Raw genomic sequence first — 25762 nt, forward strand, 5'->3', positions numbered from 1 at the left:
TTAAATTATTTTAATGCTTCAACACCACTGATAATTTCTATCAGCTCTGTTGTAATTGCAGCTTGTCTTGCTTTATTGTATTCAACTGTTAAACTATTAACTTTTTCTTTTGCATTTTTACTTGCAGATTCCATAGCTTGCATTCTAGCACTATGCTCAGCAGCTAAAGAATCAATTAATGCATAATACATATTGAAATCAATATATTTATCAGTTAATTCTTTTAATACTTCATCATCATCGTCTGGCTCAATATTTAGCATAGAAGTAGTTTCAGAAATTTCAACTTTTTCTAAACCAATTGGCAATAGTTCTTTTACTCTTATCTCTTGAGATAACATATTTAAGAAACCATTATAAACAATTATCACTTTATCAGTAACTTCATTTTTAAAGTCTTCAACAACATCATGAATAAAACTTGCAGCCTTATCATAATCTGGAGCAGAAGATAGTTCAATAGCTTTTTGCTCTATAGCTTGACCTTGGAAAGAGAAGAAATCAACTCCTTTTCTTCCAGCAGCTCTTAATCTAACTTTTACACCTTTTGATTCGTACTCTGAAATCAATTTACTAACAGTCTTAATTGTAGACATATTAAAACCACCGCAAAGTCCTTTATCAGCAGTTACAAAAACAATATCAACTGTTTTTGGATTTTCATTTTGTACAAATGCTCTACCAATATTTCCTTCATCTTGAACTTTGCTAACCCGTGTTGCAATATCAGAAAGAACTTCATTTATCTTAGCAGCATAACTTCTAGATTGTTCAGATAACTGTCTTGTTCTAGTAAGTTTAGCTGAAGATACAAGCTTCATAGCTTTTGTAGTCTTCTGAGTATTTTTAACACTATTAATTTTTAATTTTATCTCTTTTAAGTTAGCCATAGACTAATCCTTAATTTGCATTAAATACAGTTTTAAACTCTTCTAATGCAGCTTTTAATTGTGCTTCCGTATTATCATCTATTTTTTGACTTGATTTAATTGCATCTAAGATATTTGAATATTTTTGTTCAATAAATGCATGTAATTCAGTTTCAAATCTAACAACATCTTTAACTGCAATATCATTTAAGTAACCTTTTGTACCAGCATAAATAATTACAATTTGTTTTTCAATAACAAGTGGTTTATTAACACCTTGTTTTAAAACTTCAACCATTCTTTGTCCAAGTTCTAACTCTCTTCTTGTCGCCTCATCCAAATCAGATGCAAATTGTGCAAACGCTTCAAGTTCTCTATATTGAGCAAGTGATAATTTTAAAGTACCAGCAACTTGTTTTGTAGCTTTAATTTGTGCAGCTCCACCAACTCTTGATACCGATAAACCAACATTAATTGCAGGTCTAATTCCTGAGTTAAATAGATTTGTTTCTAAGAAAATTTGTCCATCTGTAATAGAAATTACGTTTGTTGGAATATAAGCAGCAACATCACCTGCTTGAGTTTCAATAATAGGTAAAGCTGTCATTGAACCAGCACCTTTTTCATCACTCATTTTTGCAGCTCTTTCAAGTAATCTTGAGTGTAAATAGAATACATCTCCTGGATAAGCTTCTCTTCCTGGAGGTCTTCTTAAAATTAATGACATTTCTCTATATGCAACTGCATGTTTAGATAAATCATCATAAATAATTAATGCGTGTTTTCCATTATCTCTAAAGTATTCACCCATTGTAACACCTGTATATGGTGCTAAAAACTGAAGTGTAGCAGAATCAGCTGCTGATGCATTTACAACAATTGTATAATCCATAGCACCAGAATCTTCTAATGTTCTAACAACAGAAGCAACAGAAGATGCTTTTTGTCCAATAGCAACATAAATACAAACTACATTTTCACCTTTTTGATTAAGAATTGTATCAATAGCAACTGTTGTTTTACCAGTTTGTCTATCACCAATAATTAACTCTCTTTGTCCTCTTCCAATTGGAACTAAAGCATCAATAGCTTTAATACCAGTTTGTAATGGCTCATGAACTGATTTTCTTGACATAATTCCAGGAGCTTTTTCTTCAACAAATCTTGTTTCAGTTGCTGCAATAGCACCTTTACCATCAAGTGGTTCACCCAAAGCATTTACAACTCTTCCAACTAAAGCCTCTCCAACTGGAACTTCTAATAATTTTCCAAGTCTTTTACAAGATGTACCTTCTCTTAATCCAGTTCCTTTTCCAAGGATAACAATACCAGCAGAAGATTCTTCTAAGTTAGAAGCAAGACCTTTTTCACCATTTTCAAACTCTACAAGCTCACCAGCCATAACATTTTTAAGACCATAAACTTGAGCAATACCATCTGCATAAGAGATAATTTTACCAGTTTCATTTACATCTACATTTAATTCAAAATTATCAATTCTCTCTTTAATAATAGAACTGATTTCATCAGCTTGAATTTTTGCACCCATTCAATTTCTCCTTTATAAGTTCTAAACTGCTTTTAAAATATGATCGATCAACTGTGATTTTAATCTATCTTTAGAAAAAGATATTTCAACACCTAGTCCATCAATATCAACTTTAATACCATCATAATCACCTACATTTTGTGATAATGAAAGTTTTACATTAAATTTTTTGCTAAATTGTTCTTCTATTGAAGATATATAATTACTTGGTAATTCTTCATTAGTATATACTATTCCGATATAACTATTATTCATTTTTGCAATTTCAATTTTTAAATCACTTGAAATTAAAGGTAATAATTCTAATCTTCTTTTTTCACCAAGTAGTTTAATAAAATTATTCAAAGAATTATCAGCACCGTTAACTAAAGATATGATTAAACTTGTTTTATCATTTTCATTAACTTCTGGTGAAGTAATAATTGATTTGAATTTATCGCTATTAAACGCTGAAGAGATTTCATTTAATTTATCACTAATATCTGTAATAGCTTTAAGGTCTCTTCCTTCTATTAAAGCTTTTACGTATCTTTTTGCTACCAAATCTTTCATTATGCTACCTTTTTAAGAACAATATTTACTAACTCATCTTGAGAAAGTTTAATATTATCTGATTTTAATAACTCATCAAGTATTTCAGCAACAACTTCTTTTTTAGCTTTAGAAATTTCAACTTTTATCATCTCATCTAAATTTTTGTTTAGATTGGCAATATCAGAATCAATAGCCGTTGTAACTTTTTGTTTAATAGAATCTACATCAGCTTTTGCACTTTCAATAATTTCAGTAGCAATTTTTTTTGCATCATCTAATTTTTTTTGAGCTTCAGTAACTCTATCTTTAGAGGCTTTTAAACTCTCCTGAACCTTATCAAGTTCAGCTTGAATTCCCAAAGTTCTATTAGCGAAATATGCTTTAATTTTATCAGCAAGTAAATACCATAAAATTGCAGCAAATATTACGAAGTTAAAGGTTCTTTGAACAATATCTGTTTCAACCTCACCATTACTTGCAAACAATGCAACAGGAACCATAGCCATAGCTAATAGTAATAATACTCTTTTCATTTCATTCTCTCCTAAATTGAACTAAGCTTAGCTTTTAAGCTTTCGTTAAATTGAGGCATTGATGATAATAAAGAGGCTTTAAGTGCACTTGTTTCTTCTTGTAAGCTTTTAGCAAATTCAGCAGATTTTGCTTCTAAATTTAATTTAGCACTTGCAAGTTTAACATCAGCACTATCTTTTGCTTCCTTATAGGCTTGCTCTCTAATAGCAGCAGCTTCTCTTTTAGCTTTAGCAATTAAATCATTTGCTTCAACCAAAAGTCCATCAACATCAGCACTATTTGATTTTGCGTCTTCTAAATCTTTTTTTATAGAAGTAGCTCTATCATCCATATGCTTTAATAATGGTTTAAACAAGCAACTGTTTAGTCTAGCAACAACTAAAAGAAAGATGATACCAGAGCTAAGCAATAGTACAGGACTTATGTCTAACATTCATTCCTCCATATTTTTACAGTTTAGTTTAACTAAAACGTATAAATTTTAGCAAAAATATCTATAAAAAAATATTAAAATGAAAAAATAAAATATTTTTTTAATTTTATTGTAGATTAAAGTAACGAGCTAATCTATCTATATCTTCTTGAGAGTTAAATTCAATCTTGATATAATTTTTATCTAATTTAGCTTTTATTTTATCGTTTTTGAGTATATTTGTAAAAGATTTTAATAATTCTGTATTATAAACATTTATTTTAGTATCTTTTTTAGGTTTTGGATCATTTTTTTCTTTTAAATCTTTGATTAATTTTTCAGTTTCTCTAACTGATAATTTTTGACCAATAATTGTATCGCAAACCACTTTTTGCTCATCATTAGTTAAGCCTAACATGATTTTAGCATGACCTGCTGTTAGTTTATCTGTTGCTAAAAATTGCTGTACATAAGAACTTAATTGTAATAGTCTTAAAGTATTAGTAATGGAAGTTCTACTTTTAAAAACTTTCTTTGATAATTCTTCATGTGTAATATTATGTTCATTTAAAAGTTGTGCATAGCAAAAAGCTAACTCTATTATATTCAAGTCATCTCTTTGAATATTTTCTATTAAAGCTAATTCTCTTAATTTTAATTCATCTTCATTTACTACAATAGCCTTAATCTCTTCAAGTTGTGCAAGTTTATGAGCTCTTAGTCTTCTTTCACCAGCTATTAAAGTATAACTCCCATCATTATCCTCAACAACAACCACTGGTTGAAGTAATCCATGCTCTTTTATAGAATCACTTAACTCTTGAAGTTTTTCTTCATCAAATATTTTTCTTGGCTGATGTGGATTTGGTTTTATTAAAGAAACATCTATTTTTATAATTCCTGTATTCAAATTTCCACTTGAATTTCCATAAGCTGTTTCAACTTCACCTAATAATTCACCTAATCCTCGTCCTAGTGCCATATATATTCCTATTTAAAAATTTAACCTATAATTGCTTTTGCTAAGTTAGTATATGCTTTTGTACCAATAGAAGCAGTATCATAAAGCATAATTGGTTTTCCAAAACTTGGACTTTCTGCAAGTTTAATATTTCGTGGAATCACAACATATGAATCATCATCAATTTTAAAAAGTTTATTTTCAAAATGTTGTGCTAGATCTGCAAAAACTTGTTTAGATAAGTTATTTTGAGAACTATACATAGTTGGTAAGAATCCTCTTATTTGTAAACTTTTATTTATTGTTTGTTTTACAAGTTTTATAGTATTTAATAACTGAGCAAGTCCTTCAAGCGCAAAAAATTCACACTGAATTGGTATCAAAACAGAAGTTGAAGCACCCAAAGTGTTAATAGTAATTGGTCCAAGTGCTGGTGGAGAATCTATAATTATATAATCATAATCAGATTTTACTGTATCAATTTTCCTTTTTAATACAAGTTCTCTCTCTTTTGTATTTTTGTAAAACTCTTTTTCTATTCCAACAAGTCCAATATTAGATGGAGCAACTTTTAAATTATCAATTTCAGAGTCTAAAATAATTTCTGCTAACTCTTTTGTTCCAAGCATTACATGATAAATATTGTACTCATAAGTATCTCTATGAAACCCTAATGACGTTGTGGCATTTGCTTGAGGATCCGCATCTATTAATAAAACTTTTTTACCATCAAGTGCTAAAGCTGCACTTAAATTAACGGCTGTTGTAGTTTTACCTACTCCACCTTTTTGATTTGCTATTGAAATAATCTCAGTCATCTTAAACTAAATACCTTTTTATCTTCAATTTGTATAGATCCATCGCTATTTAAAATAGCTTTTTCAAGCGATATCTTTTTATCATCAATAGTTGCTTGAAATTTTTTAGATTTTGTAAATTCTAACTTAAATTGACTAAAAATTTGCTTCCATAAAATTTTTTTATCCAATTTACCAAAATATATTTTTAAAAGTTCATCTATATCAACTTTTATATCTAAACTTCCATAATCACTCGAAACTTCAACTAAATTTAATCCTATTCCACAATATAATAATTCATTTGTAGTTGTAGTAATAGCACCACCAATTTTTCTATCATCAATATAAAAATCATTTGGCCATTTTATATAAACATTTGAACCAAAATCATTTAAAATAGTTTTTAAAATATATGTAAAATATATAGAAGAACTTTGCAATGGTAAATCATTCGATAAATCTGATTTTTTTATAACAAAAGAGAAAAAAAGATTTCCTTGCTTACCAGTCCAAGAATTTCCACGGCTTCCAATTCCATTTGTCTGTAAAGTTGTAACTACACACAAAGGGTTTTTGTATCCATTTACTTTTATGTACTCTTTAATATAATTTTGTGTTGAATCAACTTCTTTTAATTTGATAATTTCCATTTAAAAATTATATATAATATTATATTAAAACTTGAAATTAATATGAGTTTTGTAAAAAATAAGCATAAAAAAAGCCAAGAAGAAAACTTCTTAGCTTTTAATTATAAATCTGTAATTCTTATAGGAATGGATTCGCGTATAGTGCAATCATAGCAATAACAAGTGCATAAATAACTTGAGCTTCAATCATAGCTAAAGCAATGAACATTGTTGTCATTAATTTTCCACCAAGACCTGGATTTCTAGCTGTTCCAGCAATAGTTGCAGCAGCAGTGTTACCCATACCAATAGCTCCACCAAGAGCAGCTAAACCTAATCCAATACCTGCAGCAACTACAGAGTAAGCTTTTAAAGTCTCATTTGCAACAGCAGCATCAGCAGCAAATGCAAAACCAGCGAATGCTAGCATTAAAAGAACGATTTTTTTCATTCTATTTTCCTTTTATAAAATATTATTTGCAAAGTTAGTTCGGCTTGCGTATCCCTACTTAAAACTTTAGCGGTTGAAATTCTATTTTAAATAAACTAAAAATAAGATAAAATTAACAAAGTTGAAAGTTAAATCAATATTTCACACTCATTTTTTATTTTTATAATTCAACAATAAAAATTATATTAAAAGCCTATTAATTCAATCAAGAATGATATTTTAATAATAATTATTAATAAAGCAAAATTAAAGCTTTATTCTGCTTTAATTTTACCTCAATATCTATAAAAAAGGAAATCAAAATGAAAATTGGGAAAAAATTTTTACTGAGTTTATCTGTAACAGCTGCTTTAGCTATAAGTGTAAGTGCAAATTCACAAAAAGACACAACAAAAACTGTTATTTCAGCAAATGCTCCTATCTTAGAAGCTTATGCTAATATAGCACTTGATAATTATAACGATGCTGTAAAAGATGCAAAAGATTTAAAAGTTGCTATTGATAAATTTGTAGCAAACCCTACACAAGAGAATTTTGATAATTCTAAAAAAGCTTGGCTAGAATCAAGAGAATCTTATGGTTCAACTGAAATTTTTAGGCTTTCAAATGGTCCAATTGATGCAGAAGATGGGTGGATTGAGAAAGCTTATGGAGCTTTAGAAGGACAAATAAATGCTTGGCCACTTGATGAAAATATGATTGATTACACGATTGATGCAGATGGAAAACTAACTTCTGGAAATATAATTGATACTATTGGAAAATTTAATCCTGGAGGAGAAGATTCAACTGAAGTAGATGTAACAAAAATTACAGTGGAAGCTTTAACAGAACTTAACGAAAATGGTGGAGAAGCAAATGTTTCAACTGGATACCATGCTATTGAGTTTTTACTATGGGGGCAAGATCAAGATTATGCAAATTTTATGGAAGATAACATTACAAAAGGTGCTATGGTTGCTGGTCTTAGACCACTTTCTGATTTTACAACCGATAAAAATTCAAAAAGAAGATTAGAATATTTAAGTGTTGTGACAGAAAAATTGGTACAAGATTTAGAAACAGTTAAAAGTGCTTGGGAAAAAGATATTAAAGGTGATTCTGGACTTTACAGAGCAGCACTTTTAGGAAAAATTAAAGGTAAAAATAAAGATAGAAATATTTCTAAAAAAGAAGCTTTACAACAAATCATATCAGGAATGGGGGTATTTATAAAATCTGAATTAGCAAATGAAAGAATTGCTGTTGCAGTTTTAACTCCAAGTGAAGAAGATGAACACTCTTGTTTCTCAGATAACACTCATAGAGATTTAGTAAAAAATTATGAAGGATTCAAAAACATTTTAACTTCTACATATAATGGAAAGAGATATGGTAGTGCTTTACTTGACTCTTTAAACAAAGACGATAAAGATAGAATTTTAAAGCTTATGTCTGATATTGAAGATAAAATTGAAAGTGTTGATAGAATTGCAAAAACTGAAGCACACTTCGATTATCAAATACGTCCAGAACATCCACAATCAAAAGTTTTAGTAAAGCTAAAAAATGAGTTAAGAAAACTTGGAGATGAAATGATATCTGTTGCAAAAGCAAACAATATTAAATTAACTGAAGATGATGTTACAGATCCAGAAGAAACTAAGTTATAAAAATAATACTTTGAAAAGAATTATTTTATTAAATAGCCTTGTTGCAATATTTTGCACAGGGCTTTTTGCATTTAACGTTCAAGATAAATATATCTCGAATACAAAAAATAGTAAACTTTTGTTAAAACCTATTAATGATTTAAATGATGAAGAATATGATAAATTTATGCTAGGAAGAAGTTTTTTTACAGTTCCTTGGGTAAAAGCTCCTAGTATCACAACAGCAAGAGATGGTCTAGGACCACTATTTAATGCCAATTCCTGTATAAGTTGTCATCCAAACAATGGAAGAGGATTACTTTTTTCTTCTGAAAATATAGCTTCTAGAGCAATTGTTGCTAGATTATCAATAACATCAGATAATAGCTCGGAGCATAAAGAAGTTTTAAATAAAAAAGGCTATATCCCAGAACCTGTTTATGGAAATCAATTAGCAATAAATAGTATATTTGGAGTTGATTTTGAAGGAAAAGTAAACATTGATTTTGAAGAGAAAGAGATACTATTTCCTGATGGTGAAAAACAAATATTACTAAAACCAAAATATAGTTTAAAAGAGTTAAATTATGGAGACTTTCATGAAAATGGAATCGTATCATACAGAATAGCTCAAACTTTGAATGGAATGGGATTAATAGATTTAATTTCAGATGAAGATATTCTAGCCAATGAAGATATAGATGACAAAAACGGTGATGGAATCAGTGGAAAAGCAAATTGGGTATATTCAAATATTACAAAGAAAATAGAATTAGGTAAATATACATGGAAAGCTAGTGTTGCATTTTTAAAAGAACAAGTTGCATTTGCAGCATCAAATGATATTGGTCTAACTACAACTATTTTTCAAGATGAAAATTGTACAAAATTCCAAAAAACATGTAATGAATCTCCAAAAGCAAAAGATATAGATTTACCAGATAATAGATTGGATGCAATAACATATTATTTAAAAAATATAAAAAGTTATAGTCCAGTAAAAACTAAAGAGTATAAAGATGGTTTTACTTTATTTGAAAGTATTTCATGTTCAAAATGTCATATAAGTAGTTTTAAAACTAATTTAGGATTTGAAATATATCCATTTTCTGATTTTTTACTACATGATATGGGAGAAGAACTATCAGATGGTAGAGTTGAGTTTTTGGCAAATGAAAGAGAATGGCGAACAGCTCCACTTTGGGGTTTATCTTTACATGAAAAAATAAATAAAGAAAAACCAAGGCTACTTCATGATGGAAGAGCAAGAAGTTTTCAAGAAGCAATTTTATGGCATGGTGGAGAGGCAGAAAATGCAAAAAAAGCATATATGAATCTTCCAAAAAAACAAAGAGAAAAATTAATTAAATTTTTAGAGGAGTTATAATGAAAAAAATATTTTTAATATTTTTAGTTTTAGTTTCATATGTTTTTGCAAGTGAATCAGTTTTTAATAGTGTTATAAAAAATGTATCTATTCCAGATACACAAAAAGCAATAGATGATGCTAAGAAATTACAAAATAAATTTACTGATAGTAACTTTAAAGAGTTTATAAAATCATGGAAAAAAGTAGAAGCTATATATTTAGCAGGAGAAATAGATAGTGATTATTTAGATACACCAAGATATATTGACGTTTTTAACAATTTAAAAGAAGATTTGAACTCTCAAATGCAAAGGGTAATAGAAAGCAAATCAGATGTTAAGACCGCTTTATTTAAAAATTCATTTAAAACAGTAAATGCTTTAGAGTATGTTTTATACTCTTCACAGAAATTAAATGATAGACAAATAGATATTTCAAAAGAGATTTTAACTTCTATTATTTCAAAACTTGAAGAGATAAAAAAAGTTTATGAAAACTACCTAAATAAAAGTGATGGAGAAGAAGATCAAATTGAATATAATGCAAAATTAATAAATACTTTAATTGCTTCGACTTATAGATTAAAAGAGTGGAGAATAGGAAATTCAGGAGGATTTTCAGTAAAATATAAAAATGATCCTAAAAATAATAGAGCAGAATATTTTTTAAGTCAAAGTTCATTTGATGCAATAGATGCAATACTTGATGCACAAAAAGAGTTAGTTTCAAATCAAAAATATTCAAATTTAGTGAATTTAGCAAAAAATAAAAATGCTTCAACTGAATTAGAACTTGTTTCTTCTAAAATTGATGAAGCAAAAAAAGAGTTAAAGAACTTAAAATCAGATGATTTTTCTAATTCAAAAAAACTTTTTGATTTAGCCTCACAAATTCACGATTTATACTATATTACGATTATAGAAAAGCTAGGTCTTAAACCAAATATTTTAGATGCTGATGGAGATTAAAAATTGGAATATCTTGCATTAGATTTTGTGATAAATCCAAATAAAAGAGTCTTTTGGTTATATATTGTTAGCTCTATTATTTTAGCAATAGTATATTTTTACTATACAAAAAAAAGTAGTAAGCTAATATTATCTTCAAAATTATGGCTACATCCAAGTGCAAGACTTGATTATTACTATTTTATATTAGCAAATATTGTAAATATTTTACTTGTTGTTCCATTAGTATTTAGTGCAAAAAGTGTTGCACTAAGTACTAATAAATTTTTATATCAAAATTTTGGGTATTTTGAAAATACTATATTCTCATACTCACAGATTGTACTTCTATATACAATATCCATTTTTGTTTTTAGTGATTTTACAAGATATTGGTTGCATAGATTCTTACATACTATTCCTTTTTTATGGGAATTTCACAAAGTACATCATAGTGCAAGAGTTTTAACTCCAATAACATTTTATAGAGTACATTTTGTTGAAAATTTTTTGTTTGGACTTAGATATTCACTGAGTGTTGGTTTTATAACTGGTATTTTTATCTATTTTTTTGGTGCAAAAATAAATCTTTATATGATTTTTGGTGTAAACATATTTCTATTTATATTTTCAATATTTGGATCAAATTTAAGACATTCTCATGTTCCTTTTGCATATTTCTCTTTTGTGGAAAAATGGTTTTTATCTCCAAAACAACACCAAATTCACCATGATAAAAAGCATTTTGATAAAAATTATGGTGGTTATATAGCAATTTGGGATAGAATATTTGGTACACTTAAAATTTCAAAAGATGTCAAAGTCTTAAAATTTGGGATAAGGAAAAATCAAATGGGCGAATATTTAACTATAAAAGATTTATATTTCCGACCATTTGTAAATTTAATAAAAAAAGGGAAATTTTATGAAAATATTAAAACTAATTTTACCAATAAGCTTAATATTAACAAATCTTAGTGCTTCTAATTTATCAAAAGATGAATTAGGAAGAGCACTATTCTTTGATACAAATTTATCAAAAAATAGAACACAAAGTTGTGCTACCTGTCATAATCCAGAATATGCTTTTACAGATAACAGAGATAATGGAATTTCAAAAATGGCTTCTTTAGGAGATGATGGGAAATCTTTAGGAGATAGACAAGCACCAACAGCTATGTATGCTAAATTTTCTCCAAAATTTCACTTAAATGAGAAAAAAGGTTTTTATACAGGTGGACAATTTTGGGATGGAAGAGAAACTGACCTAGAAGGACAAGCTGGAGGACCACCTTTAAACCCAATAGAAATGGGAATGTCTAGCAAAAAAGAAGTAGTAGATAGAATCAAAGAAAATAGTTTTTATATTGATACTTTCAAAAATTTATTTGGAAATGAAATTTTCAAAGATAATGATAAAGCTTATGAAGCTATGACAATTGCAATTGCAAGTTATGAAAGAACAGAAGAATTTTCGCCTTTTGATTCAAAATATGATAGATATTTAAAAGGAGAATATGATTTAACTCCACTCGAAGATTTAGGAAAATCTATATTCTTCTCAAATAATAATAACTCTTGTGCAAATTGCCATGTTTTAAAAGGTGAGGATAAAGCAGGTGAAACTTTTACAAACTATGAATATCATAATATTGGAACTCCAATAAATTATGAGTTGAGAGCTAAAAATGGTGTTACTGCAATAGATGATGGACTTTTAGCTCATCCACAAATAGATGATATAAATCAAAAAGGTAAACATAAAACTCCAACATTAAGAAATGTAGCAATAACTGCTCCATATATGCATAATGGTGTTTTTAAAGATTTAAAAACTGTTGTTGAATTTTACGATAAATACAACAATAAAGATAGAACTATAAATAAAGAAACAGGTAATAATTGGGATGAACCAGAAGTAAAAGATACAATATCTTTAAACGAACTAAAAGCAATAAAACTCACAGATAGAAAAGTTGATGCTTTGGTTGCATTTATGAAACTTCTTACAGATAAAAAATATGAACATCTTTTAGAAGAGAATGAAAAATAAATTTAACTAGGTTCAAGCTTTAGCTAAGATTATATTAATTATAATCTTAGCTTTATTAAAAAAAGGCTTAAAGTATGTTAGATCCTGTTTTACCAATAGCAATATTTCTATTAATAGGCTATTTATTCAAAATAATTTTTCAAGACAACTCAAAACAACTTGTAGATTTTATTATATATTTTTCATTACCAGCAATAGTATTTTCAAAAATATACCCATTAAATATAGATTCTAAAATTATAGCTTTGATTTTTATGTTTATAGGAATTATCCTCTTTAACCTTTTACTTTCATATTTAATAGGAAAACTTTTAAGATTAAATAGAATACATCTTGCTACTTTTATGATTATGGCAACATTTGGGAATACTTCATTTATTGGTTTATCATATATTGATGCTTTTTATGGGCAAGATTTCATAATATATGGATTAATTTATGATATTTTTGGTTCATTTTTATTATTAGTATCTGTTGGTGTATTTATAATTACTTGGGGAAGTGGAAGAAGAAACTCTGTTATAGATATATCAAAATCAATATTTTTATTTCCACCAATGATAATGTTTTTCTTAACAATATTTTTAAAAAATTTTGAAGTTCCAAAATTTTTAATATATACAGCAGAAAATTTAGGTTCAACGTTAGTTCCTATTGCTATGATTGCTATTGGAATGAAATTAGAATTAAAATATATATTTTCAAAATTTCATATTGTAACAACAGCTGTTATTTTAAAAATGGTAATTGTACCTATAATAGTGCTTTTTACTTTTAAATACTTTTATGGAGTTGATGATACTTGGGTAAAAGTTACAATAATAGAAGTTGCCATGCCACCTATGACAATGGCTGCTGTTTTAGCTATAAAAGGCGGGTTAGATGAAAAAATTGCTATTAATTCTTTAGTATTAGGAGTAATTGTGAGCTTATTTACAATTACATTATTTGTCCAATATTTAGCGTAAATTTTTACGCTAAAATATCTCCAATTTCAAATCTTTGTCCTCTTACAAAATCAACTGAACAGATAGCCTTTTTTGATGGAGATTGTAAAGTTTTGATTTTTAAACTACCAATTATACAAGCTATAACAATAAAGTCTTTTGAGATTTCTAAAATCATTCCTGCTTGATTTTGTGAATTTTCTTCAATAAGTTCAATATCTTTTAATTTTAATTCAGATTCTAAAAAAACACCAGGCCAAAAAGAATAAGCTTTATATTTTAAAAATAGTTTTTTTGCATCGTTAAAATCAACTAATCCATCATCTTTTTTGATTTTTCTACAAAAACTCACTTCACTTTCATTTTGTTTTATTGGTTTAATATTTTCAAAATTATCTAAAGTTGTAATTGTAAGTTTTGCTGCTATTAAAGATAATTTATCAAAAGCTTCAGTTACTTCCATAGTAGGAGTAATTTTTAGATATTGTAAAGCTAAGATATCTCCACTATCAAGTCCCTCTTCCATAAGCATAGAAGTAACACCTGTAAAATAATCATCATTTAAAAGTGATTCTTGAATAGGACTTGCACCTCTATATTTTGGTAAAAGTGAAGCGTGTAGATTTATGCAAGGAGCTAAATCTAAAATCTCTTTAGGTAATATTTGACCATATGCAGCAACCACTATAAAATCAGGATTTAACTCCTTTATAGCAATATAAGCTGCAAGATTATCCTTTAATTTATTTGGTTGAAATATAGGAATGTTTATACCATTTTCAATACAAAATTGTTTTATATGTGGTGGTGTTAAGAGTTGTTTTCTACCTACTGGTTTATCAGGTTGAGTGAAAAGTCCCACAACCTCGTAAGAACTATCTAAAAGTTCTTTCAAAATTGTCGTTGCGTATTCTGGTGTTCCCATAAATAAAATCTTTTTCACTGAAAATCCTTAATTTTTATTTTTAAAAATTGTTCCACTTTTATGATTTCCATCAAGTAAAAAATCATAAGCATTTGTCAAATCAAAACCACTAGTCAAATACATAGGAATATTTTTTTGCATTAAAAAGTCAGCTGCTTTTAGTTTTGTAACTATTCCACCTGTTGCAAATTTTGAGTTTGCACTAGGAGTTTTTTCTAATTCAGCTATAGAAATTTCAGTAACCACTTTTTGAAGTTTTGCATCACTAAATTCTCTTGGATTTTTATCATAATATCCATCAATATCTGTTAAGATAGCTAACATATCAGCTTTAAAATAATAGGCTACATAAGCAGCCATTTGGTCATTATCCCCTATTAAAATTTCTGGAGATAAAATATCATTTTCATTTACTATTGGTAAAATATCATTCTCTAAAAGTGTACTTGCAACTATTTTTAAATTTTTTGAACTTTTTCTTGAATCAAAATCATTTGCAACAAAAAGCATTTGAGCAATTGTAATATCATATTCTTCAAACATTTCTTGGTAAGTTTTCATCAACTTTGGTTGCCCAATAGATGCCAGTACTTGCTTATTCAAAATAGTTTTTTCTAATTTTAAAGAAGTATATCCAGCGCCAACAGCCCCAGAAGAAACCAAAATAACTTCTAATTTTTTCTCATTTTTAAGCTTTGCTATTAACTTTACAAGATTTTTCATTCTATCATAAGCTAGTTCACCATCTTGAGTTAAAACAGCAGTCCCAACTTTAATAACTAATCTCTTCATTTCTATTTTCCTAGCATACCATAAAGTGCATATTTAAGTGAGCTTATATTTGTTTTGTTTAATGATGAAATTGGTAGTACAAAATATGGTTTACTATCATCAAATTTTGAATAAACTAAATCTTGTACAAAATATGGTAGATTATCATCAAATTTAAACTCATTTTTATCAGATTTTTCTAAATTTATAGCTTTCATAAAATCTTCAACATCTTTAGCTAAATCTTCACCATAGTACCCATCAATTTTACTTAAAACAATTGCAAAATTTCTTTTTGATAACTCATCAGAAAATTTAACAAGCTCTTCTTTTAAAACATTATATTGATCAATCATTGTTCTATAATTTGCAACATCAATTACAAAAAGTAAAGTTTTTGTTCTTTCTATATGTCTTAAAAATTCTAATCCAAGTCCTTTACCATCACTAGCACCATCAATAATTCCAGGAATATCTGCCATAACAAAAGAATTATAATCACCAACACTTACAACTCCTAATTTTGGAGTAAGTGTTGTAAATTCATAGTTTGCTATTTCAGGAGTTGCATTTGATGTTACTGAAATTAAAGTAGATTTTCCAACATTAGGATAACCAACAAGCCCAACATCAGCAATAAGCTTTAGCTCTAACCTAATATTTTTTGTAATTCCTGGAAGTCCTGGTTGAAAATATGTTGGTCGTTGATTTCTTGAGTTTTTAAAGTGTACATTTCCAAGCCCACCTTTTCCACCTTCTAAGAATAAAATCTTTTCTCCATTCTCAAGTAAATCAAATAATACCTCATCTGTATCATCATCAATTACCTGTGTTCCTGGAGGTACTATCAAAACTAAAGGTTCTCCAGATTTTCCAGTTTTTTGTCTACCAAGTCCTGGTTTCCCTTTATCAGATTTAAATACTCTTCTTCCTTTATAAAAAGATAAAGTATCTGTATTGTTATCTACCAAAAAGTAAACATCTCCACCTTTTCCACCATCTCCACCATCTGGTCCACCTTGGACAATAAACTTTTCTCTTCTAAAAGATGCACATCCTTGCCCACCTTTTCCAGAACTTACACTAAATTTTGCACTATCTATAAACATACATTTTCCTAAATAAATATTAAAAAACTAAAATATTTTAACTTTTCAATAGTTATTATATTTTACAAATAAAAAAAGGGTGATGCAAAAAGCATACACCCTTTAATAAACAGATTAAATTTCAGAATTACGAAGCAGCGTAAACTGAAACTTTTTTTCTATTTTTATCTTTAATTTCAAATTTAACTACACCATCAATTAAAGAGTATATTGTATGATCTTTCCCCATACCAACATTGCTTCCTAAGTGAACTCTTGTTCCTCTTTGTCTAATGATGATATTTCCAGCTTTTACAACTTCACCACCAAATTTTTTAACACCAAGTCTTCTTCCAGCTGAATCTCTATTATTCTGAGTACTTCCCTGACCTTTTTTGTGAGCCATTTTGTTTCTCCTTAATCTATTTTAGCTTACGCAGCTATTTTTGTAATTCTAATTTTTGTGAAGCTTTTTCTAAAACCTCTTTTTAATTTAGAATCTTTTCTTCTTCTTTTTTTGTAAATTACAACTTTTTTAGCTCTATTTACACCTGTTCCATCTAAAACTACAACTGCTTCTACTTTTGCTTTTGCAACTGCATCACCAGTTTTTAATTCACCATTATTTACAGCGATTACATCAGTGATTTCTAACGTTTCTTGTGCAGCTTTACCAGTATAATCAATATCTAAGATATCACCTTCTGATACTTTATACTGTTTTCCACCACATTTGATAATTGCGTACATCTTTTCTTCCTCTAATTTATTCTATAAGCACAAAGTTGGGATAATTTTCATACTATTTGCTATTTTTCGAACGGGAATAATATCTAAGATTTTATTAAACTTTCTTTAAAATGGTATAGGAGTTCTATAGATATATAAAAATTAAATAAACAAAATGTCAGTAGTTCCATTTTTGAAATTGTGAATATTACAAGAGAAGTAAATATCAGTAAGAAATTTGAGCTTATATAAATGAATATTTATATTTTGTAAGATTTTATTTATACCCTTAAGTATGAGTTCCAAAGTAAAAAGGAAAGTATATTTTTTGTTTTGTATCGAAATTTTAATCTCAAAATTAAATAAAAATACTTTGAAACCCATGCTTAAAAATATTTGTTGGAACGGGGAACTTTGATCCCCGTTTCAAAAGTTTAAAATTTATATTTTAAAGTAGCCATCCAGTTTCTCTCTTCTCCATAAGAATATGTTCCAAAAGTAGTTTTATACTCTTTATTTAAAGCATTATTTAAATTTACAAGTAAACTTAAGTTTTTATCAAACTCATAATTTGCCATCAAATCTACGACAAAATAATCATCTTGTTTAGCTTCTCCAACCATTTCAGAGTGACCTATATTAATATAAGTATTTTTAACGCTATTATCATAAGTTTCACTTTGCCATCTTAAACCACCACCTAAAGTTAATTTAGATATAGGTTTATAAGTAGTAAATAGATTTGCTGTTCTAATAGGTATAGCATCACTTGTTAATCTTTTCCCATTTTTATCTTTAAGAATTGACGAAGAGAAACCAGTTTGAATTTGCCAATTTGGAGTAATTTCTCCTGCAATTTCAAACTCCCAACCTCTGTTTTTTGTATCATCTTCTGATTTCATTGCACAATCCCATGGTGAACCACCTGGATATCTATAGCATTCTCCTGTCTCTTCATTTTTATCAACTATTACAAGACCATCTTTCCCTGATTGGAAAAGTGCAATACTAGAGTTTAATCTTCCATCAAACCATTCACCTTTTAGACCAACTTCATAGTTAAATCCAGTTTCTGGGTCAAGATATTTACCACTTCTATCTTTTGCAGATTGAGGATTAAAAATCTCTGTATAACTAGCATAAGTTGTAAGATTTTCTGTAATATCATAACTTAAAGCTAAATATGGTAAAAAATTATATGCTTTTCTTTCTATGGTGCTTCCAGCTTCTATTATTTTCCATTCACTGTATCTTCCACCTAAAATTGCTGATAAATCATCTGTAAAATTAAGTTTAGTTGAAATAAATACACCATACTGATTTCTTTCTGTTCTGCCATTCCATCTTTTATCTTCATTCCAATTTGGTTCAATATCTACCACCCTATTGTTAATTATCCTAAATCCTGCTCCATTGCCAGTAAAATAAATACCTGAGATACCTTCTTTAGCTTTTATTCCATTTGCTCCAATAACTAAATCATGAGATTTCCCCCATAAATCAAAAGTCCCATTTATTTTTATATCGGCAGAATGAACTTTATCTGCGTCCAAATAATTATAAAAGAAACTTTGTGTGCAAGTATCATCATTTTCCCAAGGAGTGCATGCACCAAATTTTTGCTTTCGATCCTCTTTTGTGTAGTTATATGTAGCATCTATGTTCCAAGAGTCGTTGATATGATGATTTAAAGCTAAAGTAAAATTATCTATTGTTCTTTCTCTTTTTGTCCAGTCAGAATTAAACCAAGTATATTTATCAAAATTTGATAATGCAATTTTCTTCCAACTTTTTACAAAAAATCTATCTCCTCCTTGTGTCTTTGGAGAAGTATTATCTTTCGATTCACTTCGTTCCCAAGATGCAGATACAGTAGTAGTATCTCCTAAATCAGCTTCAACAATTCCATATAAAGTACTATTTTCTCTTTCTAATATTGGGTTGAAATATCCACCTTCATTGTGTAATGCTATAAATCTACCACGAATTGAATCATCTTCATTAAATCCACCACCGACATCTACAACACCTCTATATTTATCCCATCTTCCTGTTTGGGCTGCTAAAGAAGCTTGAAAATCTTTTGTTGGTTTCTTTCGTACTAAATTTATACTTCCACTAGGATCTCCAGCTCCTGTTAAAAGTCCAGTTGCACCTCGAACCACTGAAACAGAATCGTATAATGCTGTATCAAAACCACCCTGTGTTTGATCTCCTGTTGCTAGAAAAACTGTAGTTGGAACTCCATCTACTTGTAAATTTTTTATTTGATAACCACGAGAATAAAATGAAGCATTCTGTGTATTTGTTGGAGATGATTGTGCATAAACTCCCGTTGTATTTTTTAACACATCTACTAAATTATTTAGTTGTTGATCTTCCATTCTTTTTGAAGTAATTACTGAAACTGATTGTGGTGTTTCTTTAAGTGATAAATTCATACCAGTTGCTGAATTGTCTTGAGTTCTTGTATAGCTATTTTCTTTATTATCTTTTACAGATATTTCATCTAAGATATAAGTTTTACCTACTTTTTTATATGATGATTGGGGATTTTCTATTATATAGATTATGCTATTTTCTTCGATAGCTTCGAGATTATGTTCTTCTAATACACTATTTAGATTACTTAATACCGTACCCCCCCCCGAAACCTAACTTTTCTGAATCTACTATTTTATTCTTCAAATCTTTTGATTTTGAAATATATGTTACATTATATTTCTTTACTATATTCTCTACTGCTTCTTGCAAACTTATCTCTTTTGCATTTGCAAAAGAACTTCCTAACATCAATGATGTTACAACTGACATGAAAACTTTGTTTTTCATCTTAAATCCTTTGTATTAATTTTGAGAATTTGTTTCTCTATATAGTAAGACGATTTAAATGAAAAAAGTGGACAACTTTTACAAAAGAATTTTCAGATTTGTTAGTTGAAGTTACTTATGGTAACAATATGAGGCTATATTTAATGTAAGAATTAAATATTACAATTTATATTTGATAGCAAAACTTTAAATTTCTATACTATAAAAATAATAGATATGCTTCCACAATGTGAAATATTTTTAAGTCATAAGTTAAACTTTATAAGTTTACCTTGTTTCAACTCATACAAATTATCTTTTATCTTTCTTATTAAATTTACTTTTTCTTTAAATTCTAAACTATTATCATAAGACAAAGCTAAAAGCTTATTTGAATAAAATTTATGTAAAAGAACTAGTAATTCTTGGTTTAACCTTTGTTCATCATAACTTTCTAATTTATCATTTAATATTATTTTATTCAATGAACTTGAATTAATATCTTCAAGTAACTCTTCAAAATCTTCTTTATGAAACTCAAACATTGAAGCATCTACTTTATCTAAAACCATATCCAATCTTCTTGGTTCTTCTAAAATAGATTTTATTATACAAAGTTCAGCGATATCAACTTTTGATAGATTTACTTCATTTACTCTTTTTTTAGAATTTGCAGTTTTAACCAAACTCTCTTTTATATTTAGCTTTTGAGCAATATATTTTTTATACTCTTCTTGATACAATAAACTAAGAGTATTTAAATAATCATTTGTCTCATTTAAAGCTTTTTGTTTTTCAACAGGACTGTTTATATCATAGTTTGAAACTATATAATCAATAGCAAAATTTACAAAAGATATAGGATTTGAAAATAGTTTTCCTACTTCTTGAATTTGTCTATTTTTTATCATATCAGCTGGATCTTGTCCATCACTAAAAATTACTACTCCACCATCAAATCCAGCTTGACTTAGCATAACAGAAGCCTTATAAGCTGCATTTAATCCTGCTTTATCACCATCATAAGCCAAAATAACTTTTGGTTCTCCCCTTCTTAAAAGTGGTAAATGCTCTTTTGTTAAAGCTGTTCCCAAAGTTGCAACTGCATTATTAAATCCAGCTTGATGAAGCATAATAACATCTAAATACCCTTCACAAACAACAATTTCTTTAGTTTTATAAATTTTCTCTTTTGCCAAATGATAACCATACAAAAGTTTTGATTTATTAAAAAGATTTGTTTGTGGAGAGTTTACATATTTTGCTCCGTGATTTGTCAAAGTTCTTCCACCAAAACCTACAAGTTTTGCATTTATAGAGTAAATAGGAAACATCAATCTATCTATAAATCTTGAATACAATCCATTATCACCTTGACTTATAACCCCTACATCAATTGCATCATTTAAGTTATAGTGATTTGCTTTTAAAAAATCTATTGTACTACTTGAACTACTGGCATATCCTATTTCAAATTTTTCAATATATGAATCAAAAACTCCCCTGCTTTGTAAGTATTCTTTGATATTTTGATTTGATAAAAGCTGTTTTTGGAAAAAACTGTTCACATCTTGTAAAACTTTATTATCACTTTTTTTAGAGACATTTGTATCATAATCCAAACTAAAGTTATACATAGAAGCTAGTTTTTCGATAGTTTCAGGATAAGAAAGTTTTTCATACTCCATAACAAATTTTATGCTATCTCCACCAACACCACAACCAAAGCAGTGATATATCTGTTTTGTTGGACTTACAACAAAAGAAGGTGTATCTTCTCCATGAAAAGGACAACAAGCTTTAAAATTTGCCCCAGATTTTTTAACTTCAATAAACTGTGAAACTACATCAACAATATCAAGATGATTTTTTAGATTATCAATCGATTCTTTTTTTATCATTTGGCAATTATACACTTTTATTTTTTTATATGTACTTTTATGTTAGGATAACTCCTATTTATCATTTAAAAAAGGCTTTTTGTGGATAATATAGTTTTAGAGTATCGTGATCCGATTGTTGGAGTTATTTTAGTAGTTTTTTTAGTTTTTTTAATCTCATTTTTTACATACTCTTATGGAATATATAAAGAAAGAAGAGCTAGAAAGGATTATAGAAAATTATCACTTAGATTTGAACTAGGAAAATTAAAAGAAGATGATTATATAAATTTGTATAAAACATACAATCTTCCTTTTGACTCTATCTTACTTTTAGCATCTACTTTTTTGTATAAAGGTGATTACAACAAAGCTATTTCTGTATATTTAGCACTTCTTGAACATGTAAAGGATAGAGTAAAAAAAGAAGAATTACTAGAACTTTTAGGTACAACTTATTTAAAAGGTGGATTTTTACAAAGATCAAAAGATGTATTTTTAAAAATACTAAAAAACTCTCCACGAAATAAAAATGTACTAAAAAATCTTATGATTGTTTGCGAAAAACTAAAAGATTATAAAAAAGCAAAAGAGATAACTCAAGCACTAGAAGAGTTAAGCGTTGATGTAAAAAATGATAAAATCTATTTTGATAGCCTTTTAATAATAAATGATTCAATATTATCTTATGAAAAAAGAACAGACATTTTATACGAAATATTTAAAGAGAATAAAATAATTGAAAGAGTTTTTACAACTTTTTTACTCCAATTTAATAAAAATTTTTTCTACAATCACATAGAAGAGTTCGACTGTTCAAAAATCATAGATATTTTATGGTATCAACCAAAAAACGATATTGACTTTGAAAAAGTTGAAAAAAATCAATTTCTAAAAGAAATCTTCAATGCAAAAAATCATATAAATAACTTGGAAAATAGTAGCGATTTTGTTTTGGATATTTTAATTTTGATAAATAATCATAAAAAAGGTATAAATGCTTCATTGAATTTTGAGTTTATTTGTAGTTCTTGTAAACAATCTCACCCATTTTTTGAAGTACGATGTCCACATTGTCACAATATTTTTACACTTCAAGTAAAACACCATATATGCAAATCTTTTTTTCAAGCAAATCAATCTCTACAATAAGATAAAATAAATTTGTGTTATACTTTTAAAAAATTTACAAAGGATAAAAATTGAGTGACTATTCAAAACTTGAAAAGTGCTTGGATTATCAGTTTCAAAATAAAAATCTGATAATCGAAGCACTTACTCACAAAAGCTTCAAAAAACCATATAACAATGAAAGATTAGAGTTCTTAGGTGATGCTGTTTTAAATCTAATTGTTGGAGAATATTTATATAAAAAGTTTCCAAAATCAAATGAAGGTGAACTATCTAAAATAAGAGCTAGTTTAGTAAATGAGACTGGTTTTACAAAACTTGCAAATGAGATAAATCTTGGTGATTATATCTTTATTTCAACAGCTGAAGAAAGAAACAAAGGAAGAACTAAATCTTCTATTTTATCTGATGCATTTGAAGCCATAATGGGAGCAATATATTTAGAAAGTGGTTTGGAAAACTTAAAGCCAATTGTTTTAAATCTATTAGAAAACTCTTATGATAAAATCAATCTTGATGTTTTATTTAGCGATTATAAAACCGCTTTACAAGAGATAACTCAAGCTAGATTTGCTTCGATTCCAGAGTATATTATCGAAGGTTCTTATGGTCCAGATCATAAAAAAGAGTTTGAAGTTTCTATTTGGATAGATGGAACAAATTTTGGAAAAGCAAGTGGTAAAAGTAAAAAATTAGCACAACAAGCTGCTGCAAAAATAGCTATTGACAAACTAAGAGAGGAAGAGAATTGAATACTTTTGGACATAGATTTAGATTTACAACATTTGGAGAATCTCACGGAAAAGCACTTGGTTGTATAGTTGATGGTATTCCAGCTGGAATAAAAATAGATGAAGAGTTTATTCAAAATGAGATGAATAGAAGAAAACCTGGACAAAATAAATATGCAACAGCTAGAAAAGAAGGTGATGTTGTAGAAATATTGAGTGGAGTTTTTGAAGGAGTTACTACTGGAACTTCTATTTCAATGATTATTTTTAATGAAAATCAAAAATCAAGCGATTACTCAAATGTAAAAGATTTGTTTCGTCCAGGACATGCTGATTTTACATATTTTAATAAATATGGAATTAGAGATTATAGAGGTGGGGGGAGAAGCTCTGCTCGTGAAACTGCTGCGAGAGTTGCAGCTGGTGCTATTGCAAAACTACTTTTAAAAGAACTAAATATAGATATAAAAAGTGGAATTTGTGAAATCAATGGGATAGAGGCTTCAAGCTTTAATTTTGAAAATGTACAAAATTCTGAAATATTTGCACTTGATAAAAGTGTAGAAGAAGAACAAAAAAGAGCTATTTTAGATGCAAAAAATTCACACAATAGTGTTGGTGGAGTTGCACTTATAAATGTAAAAAATTGTCCTATTGGTTTAGGTGAACCAATATATCATAAATTAGATAGCCAAATAGCAAGTGCAATGATGAGTATAAATGCTGTGAAAGCTATTGAAATAGGTGATGGAATATTAGCTTCAAAAGTTTTAGGATATGACAACAATGACCAAATAAGAAAAACTGGCTTTAAATCAAATCATAGTGGTGGGATACTTGGTGGAATTTCAAATGGTGATGATATAAATGTAAAAGTATATTTCAAAGCAACTCCATCTATTTTTATAGAACAAGATACAATTGATATTTACGGAAATGATGTAGAGTGTAAACTAAAAGGAAGACACGACCCTTGTGTAGCTGTAAGAGGTTCAGTTGTTGCTGAATCTATGATGGCTTTAGTTTTAGCTGATATGATACTTTTAAATCTATCTTCAAAAATTGAAAATATAAAAAAAGTTTATAAAAAATAAATAAGAGAGCTTATATTAAGCCCTCTTGTATCCCCTCTTTTCTTTTCATATCCATAATTTCTAGCTCTTTTTCAGCAGTAATTACAATATCTTTATCAACACTAAAATCCAATCTTTCATCTTTTCCTTCGTAATCAACAGAATTTAAAATAACTTTGATTGAGTTAAGTCTTGCTAAAAATTTACTATCACTTCTGATAATTGTCCAAGGTGATTTTTCCGTATTTGTATATTTCAACATATCATATTTTTTTTGTGTAAACTCTTCCCAACGACTTTGCATCTGCAAATCTATCTCACTTAATTTCCACTGTTTTAAAGGATTTTCTTCTCTCTCTTCAAATCTTCTAGCCTGTTCTTCTTTTGAAACTGATAGATAAATTTTTAAGAATTTAATACCATGTTCTATCAAATCTTCTTCAAATCTAGGAACACTTTTCATAAAAACTTCATACTCTTTTTGACTACAAAATCCAAAAACAGGTTCAACCATAGCTCTGTTATACCAACTTCTATCAAAGATAACTATCTCTCCACCAGATGGAAATTGCTCTACATATCTTTGATAGTACCATTGAGTTTTTTGAACATCTGATGGTTTTCCAAGTGCTACAACTCTATAATGTTTTTCATTCATATATCTTGTGATTCTTCGTATTGCTCCACCTTTTCCAGAAGCATCTCTACCTTCCATCAAAATAATCATCTTCTCATTGTGCTTTTCTAGGTGTTCTTGAAGTTTTATTAACTCAACTTGATATGGTTTTAAAAGTTCATCTTTTGTTCTATATGTAAATTTTGAGTGTAATTCACTAATAAAACTTCCATTTCCTGATTCAAGTTTTTCTCTAAATTCATCTAAATTCATAGTTGCTTGATTTATTAAATTTTTATCATAATATTTATCAAATCCCAT

General features: G+C 28.0%; 27 protein-coding genes. 9 read left to right on the top strand and 18 right to left on the bottom strand.

Translation table 11 applies throughout. The annotated features are described in order from the left end of the window. Positions 1 to 5 precede the first annotated feature (5 nt). From atpG to ACNSOS_RS03825, 9 genes are all read right to left on the bottom strand, one after another. Positions 6 to 890, bottom strand: coding sequence for an ATP synthase F1 subunit gamma (atpG, locus tag ACNSOS_RS03785; protein WP_113894365.1), 885 nt, complete (start codon positions 888 to 890; stop codon positions 6 to 8). 10 nt (positions 891 to 900) lie between these two features. Beyond that, entirely contained in the window at positions 901 to 2418 is a 1518-nt protein-coding gene (gene atpA, locus ACNSOS_RS03790; protein WP_418185997.1) for a F0F1 ATP synthase subunit alpha, read from the bottom strand. 21 nt (positions 2419 to 2439) lie between these two features. Beyond that, entirely contained in the window at positions 2440 to 2970 is a 531-nt protein-coding gene (locus ACNSOS_RS03795) for a F0F1 ATP synthase subunit delta (protein ID WP_113909688.1), read from the bottom strand. After that, complete coding sequence (locus ACNSOS_RS03800) at positions 2970 to 3485, bottom strand: F0F1 ATP synthase subunit B (RefSeq protein ID WP_113894362.1); 516 nt, start codon at positions 3483 to 3485, stop codon at positions 2970 to 2972. The genes ACNSOS_RS03795 and ACNSOS_RS03800 overlap by 1 nt, the downstream gene beginning before the upstream one ends. Before the next feature lie 11 nt (positions 3486 to 3496). Then, the gene (locus tag ACNSOS_RS03805; RefSeq protein ID WP_113894361.1) at positions 3497 to 3919 is read right to left on the bottom strand and encodes a F0F1 ATP synthase subunit B'; all 423 of its coding nucleotides are present in this window, start codon (positions 3917 to 3919) and stop codon (positions 3497 to 3499) included. A 106-nt stretch (positions 3920 to 4025) separates the two neighbouring features. After that, entirely contained in the window at positions 4026 to 4880 is an 855-nt protein-coding gene (locus tag ACNSOS_RS03810; RefSeq protein ID WP_418185998.1) for a ParB/RepB/Spo0J family partition protein, read from the bottom strand. A gap of 20 nt (positions 4881 to 4900) precedes the next feature. Further along, positions 4901 to 5677: a ParA family protein gene (locus ACNSOS_RS03815; protein WP_113909690.1), complete on the bottom strand. Its 777-nt coding sequence runs from the start codon at positions 5675 to 5677 to the stop codon at positions 4901 to 4903. Continuing rightward, the gene (locus tag ACNSOS_RS03820; protein WP_418185999.1) at positions 5674 to 6309 is read right to left on the bottom strand and encodes a biotin--[acetyl-CoA-carboxylase] ligase; all 636 of its coding nucleotides are present in this window, start codon (positions 6307 to 6309) and stop codon (positions 5674 to 5676) included. Before ACNSOS_RS03820 ends, ACNSOS_RS03815 begins: the two co-directional genes overlap by 4 nt. Positions 6310 to 6427: 118 nt before the next feature. Continuing rightward, a complete protein-coding gene (locus ACNSOS_RS03825; protein WP_113894357.1) occupies positions 6428 to 6739 on the bottom strand; it encodes a F0F1 ATP synthase subunit C in 312 nt (103 codons plus the stop codon). A 302-nt stretch (positions 6740 to 7041) separates the two neighbouring features. Between ACNSOS_RS03825 and ACNSOS_RS03830 the strand changes: the two genes are divergently transcribed. The 6 genes from ACNSOS_RS03830 to ACNSOS_RS03855 all read left to right on the top strand — a co-directional run bounded on the left by ACNSOS_RS03830 (position 7042) and on the right by ACNSOS_RS03855 (position 13707). Beyond that, positions 7042 to 8391, top strand: a complete 1350-nt coding sequence (locus ACNSOS_RS03830; RefSeq protein ID WP_113909692.1) for an imelysin family protein — start codon at positions 7042 to 7044, stop codon at positions 8389 to 8391. Positions 8392 to 8401: 10 nt separating this feature from the next. Next, positions 8402 to 9757 carry a di-heme oxidoredictase family protein gene (locus ACNSOS_RS03835; RefSeq protein WP_418186000.1) on the top strand — a complete coding sequence of 452 codons (1356 nt, stop codon included), beginning with the start codon at positions 8402 to 8404 and terminating at the stop codon, positions 9755 to 9757. After that, entirely contained in the window at positions 9757 to 10707 is a 951-nt protein-coding gene (locus ACNSOS_RS03840) for an imelysin family protein (protein WP_418186001.1), read from the top strand. Before ACNSOS_RS03835 ends, ACNSOS_RS03840 begins: the two co-directional genes overlap by 1 nt. Before the next feature lie 3 nt (positions 10708 to 10710). Further along, entirely contained in the window at positions 10711 to 11664 is a 954-nt protein-coding gene (locus tag ACNSOS_RS03845) for a sterol desaturase family protein (protein ID WP_418186002.1), read from the top strand. Next, complete coding sequence (locus ACNSOS_RS03850) at positions 11612 to 12739, top strand: cytochrome-c peroxidase (RefSeq protein ID WP_418186003.1); 1128 nt, start codon at positions 11612 to 11614, stop codon at positions 12737 to 12739. Before ACNSOS_RS03845 ends, ACNSOS_RS03850 begins: the two co-directional genes overlap by 53 nt. 74 nt (positions 12740 to 12813) lie before the next feature. After that, a complete protein-coding gene (locus ACNSOS_RS03855) occupies positions 12814 to 13707 on the top strand; it encodes an AEC family transporter (RefSeq protein WP_418186004.1) in 894 nt (297 codons plus the stop codon). A 4-nt stretch (positions 13708 to 13711) separates the two neighbouring features. On the opposite strand, the gene fmt is transcribed toward ACNSOS_RS03855, so the two are convergent. The 8 genes from fmt to dnaG form a co-directional block, all read right to left on the bottom strand. Further along, entirely contained in the window at positions 13712 to 14629 is a 918-nt protein-coding gene (gene fmt, locus ACNSOS_RS03860; protein WP_418186005.1) for a methionyl-tRNA formyltransferase, read from the bottom strand. Between the two features lie 9 nt (positions 14630 to 14638). After that, complete coding sequence (proB, locus tag ACNSOS_RS03865; protein ID WP_418186006.1) at positions 14639 to 15403, bottom strand: glutamate 5-kinase; 765 nt, start codon at positions 15401 to 15403, stop codon at positions 14639 to 14641. Positions 15404 to 15405: 2 nt separating this feature from the next. After that, on the bottom strand, positions 15406 to 16491 hold the full coding sequence (gene obgE, locus ACNSOS_RS03870; RefSeq protein ID WP_113894349.1) for a GTPase ObgE: 1086 nt from the start codon (positions 16489 to 16491) through the stop codon (positions 15406 to 15408). Positions 16492 to 16618: 127 nt separating this feature from the next. Further along, positions 16619 to 16876: a 50S ribosomal protein L27 gene (gene rpmA / locus ACNSOS_RS03875; RefSeq protein ID WP_026804783.1), complete on the bottom strand. Its 258-nt coding sequence runs from the start codon at positions 16874 to 16876 to the stop codon at positions 16619 to 16621. Positions 16877 to 16902: 26 nt separating this feature from the next. After that, a complete protein-coding gene (gene rplU / locus ACNSOS_RS03880) occupies positions 16903 to 17220 on the bottom strand; it encodes a 50S ribosomal protein L21 (RefSeq protein ID WP_026804784.1) in 318 nt (105 codons plus the stop codon). Between the two features lie 413 nt (positions 17221 to 17633). Beyond that, positions 17634 to 19640, bottom strand: coding sequence for a TonB-dependent siderophore receptor (locus ACNSOS_RS03885; protein ID WP_418186007.1), 2007 nt, complete (start codon positions 19638 to 19640; stop codon positions 17634 to 17636). Positions 19641 to 19824: 184 nt separating this feature from the next. Further along, complete coding sequence (locus ACNSOS_RS03890; RefSeq protein WP_418186008.1) at positions 19825 to 20031, bottom strand: hypothetical protein; 207 nt, start codon at positions 20029 to 20031, stop codon at positions 19825 to 19827. A 245-nt stretch (positions 20032 to 20276) separates the two neighbouring features. Then, entirely contained in the window at positions 20277 to 21911 is a 1635-nt protein-coding gene (dnaG, locus tag ACNSOS_RS03895) for a DNA primase (protein ID WP_113895299.1), read from the bottom strand. Positions 21912 to 21992: 81 nt separating this feature from the next. Between dnaG and ACNSOS_RS03900 the strand changes: the two genes are divergently transcribed. From ACNSOS_RS03900 to aroC, 3 genes are read left to right on the top strand one after another with little or no spacing between them, the layout of a single operon-like run. Then, positions 21993 to 23042: a tetratricopeptide repeat protein gene (locus tag ACNSOS_RS03900; protein WP_418186009.1), complete on the top strand. Its 1050-nt coding sequence runs from the start codon at positions 21993 to 21995 to the stop codon at positions 23040 to 23042. 50 nt (positions 23043 to 23092) lie between these two features. Continuing rightward, the gene (gene rnc, locus ACNSOS_RS03905; protein WP_113895297.1) at positions 23093 to 23773 is read left to right on the top strand and encodes a ribonuclease III; all 681 of its coding nucleotides are present in this window, start codon (positions 23093 to 23095) and stop codon (positions 23771 to 23773) included. Continuing rightward, positions 23770 to 24846, top strand: a complete 1077-nt coding sequence (aroC, locus tag ACNSOS_RS03910) for a chorismate synthase (protein ID WP_418186010.1) — start codon at positions 23770 to 23772, stop codon at positions 24844 to 24846. The genes rnc and aroC overlap by 4 nt, the downstream gene beginning before the upstream one ends. 10 nt (positions 24847 to 24856) lie before the next feature. Here aroC and ppk2 read toward each other — a convergent pair whose 3' ends face one another. Next, positions 24857 to 25762, bottom strand: coding sequence for a polyphosphate kinase 2 (gene ppk2, locus ACNSOS_RS03915; RefSeq protein WP_113909703.1), 906 nt, complete (start codon positions 25760 to 25762; stop codon positions 24857 to 24859).

The sequence above is a fragment of the Aliarcobacter vitoriensis genome, assembly GCF_048320235.1.
In the GTDB taxonomy this organism is placed as follows: Bacteria; Campylobacterota; Campylobacteria; order Campylobacterales; family Arcobacteraceae; genus Aliarcobacter; species Aliarcobacter vitoriensis.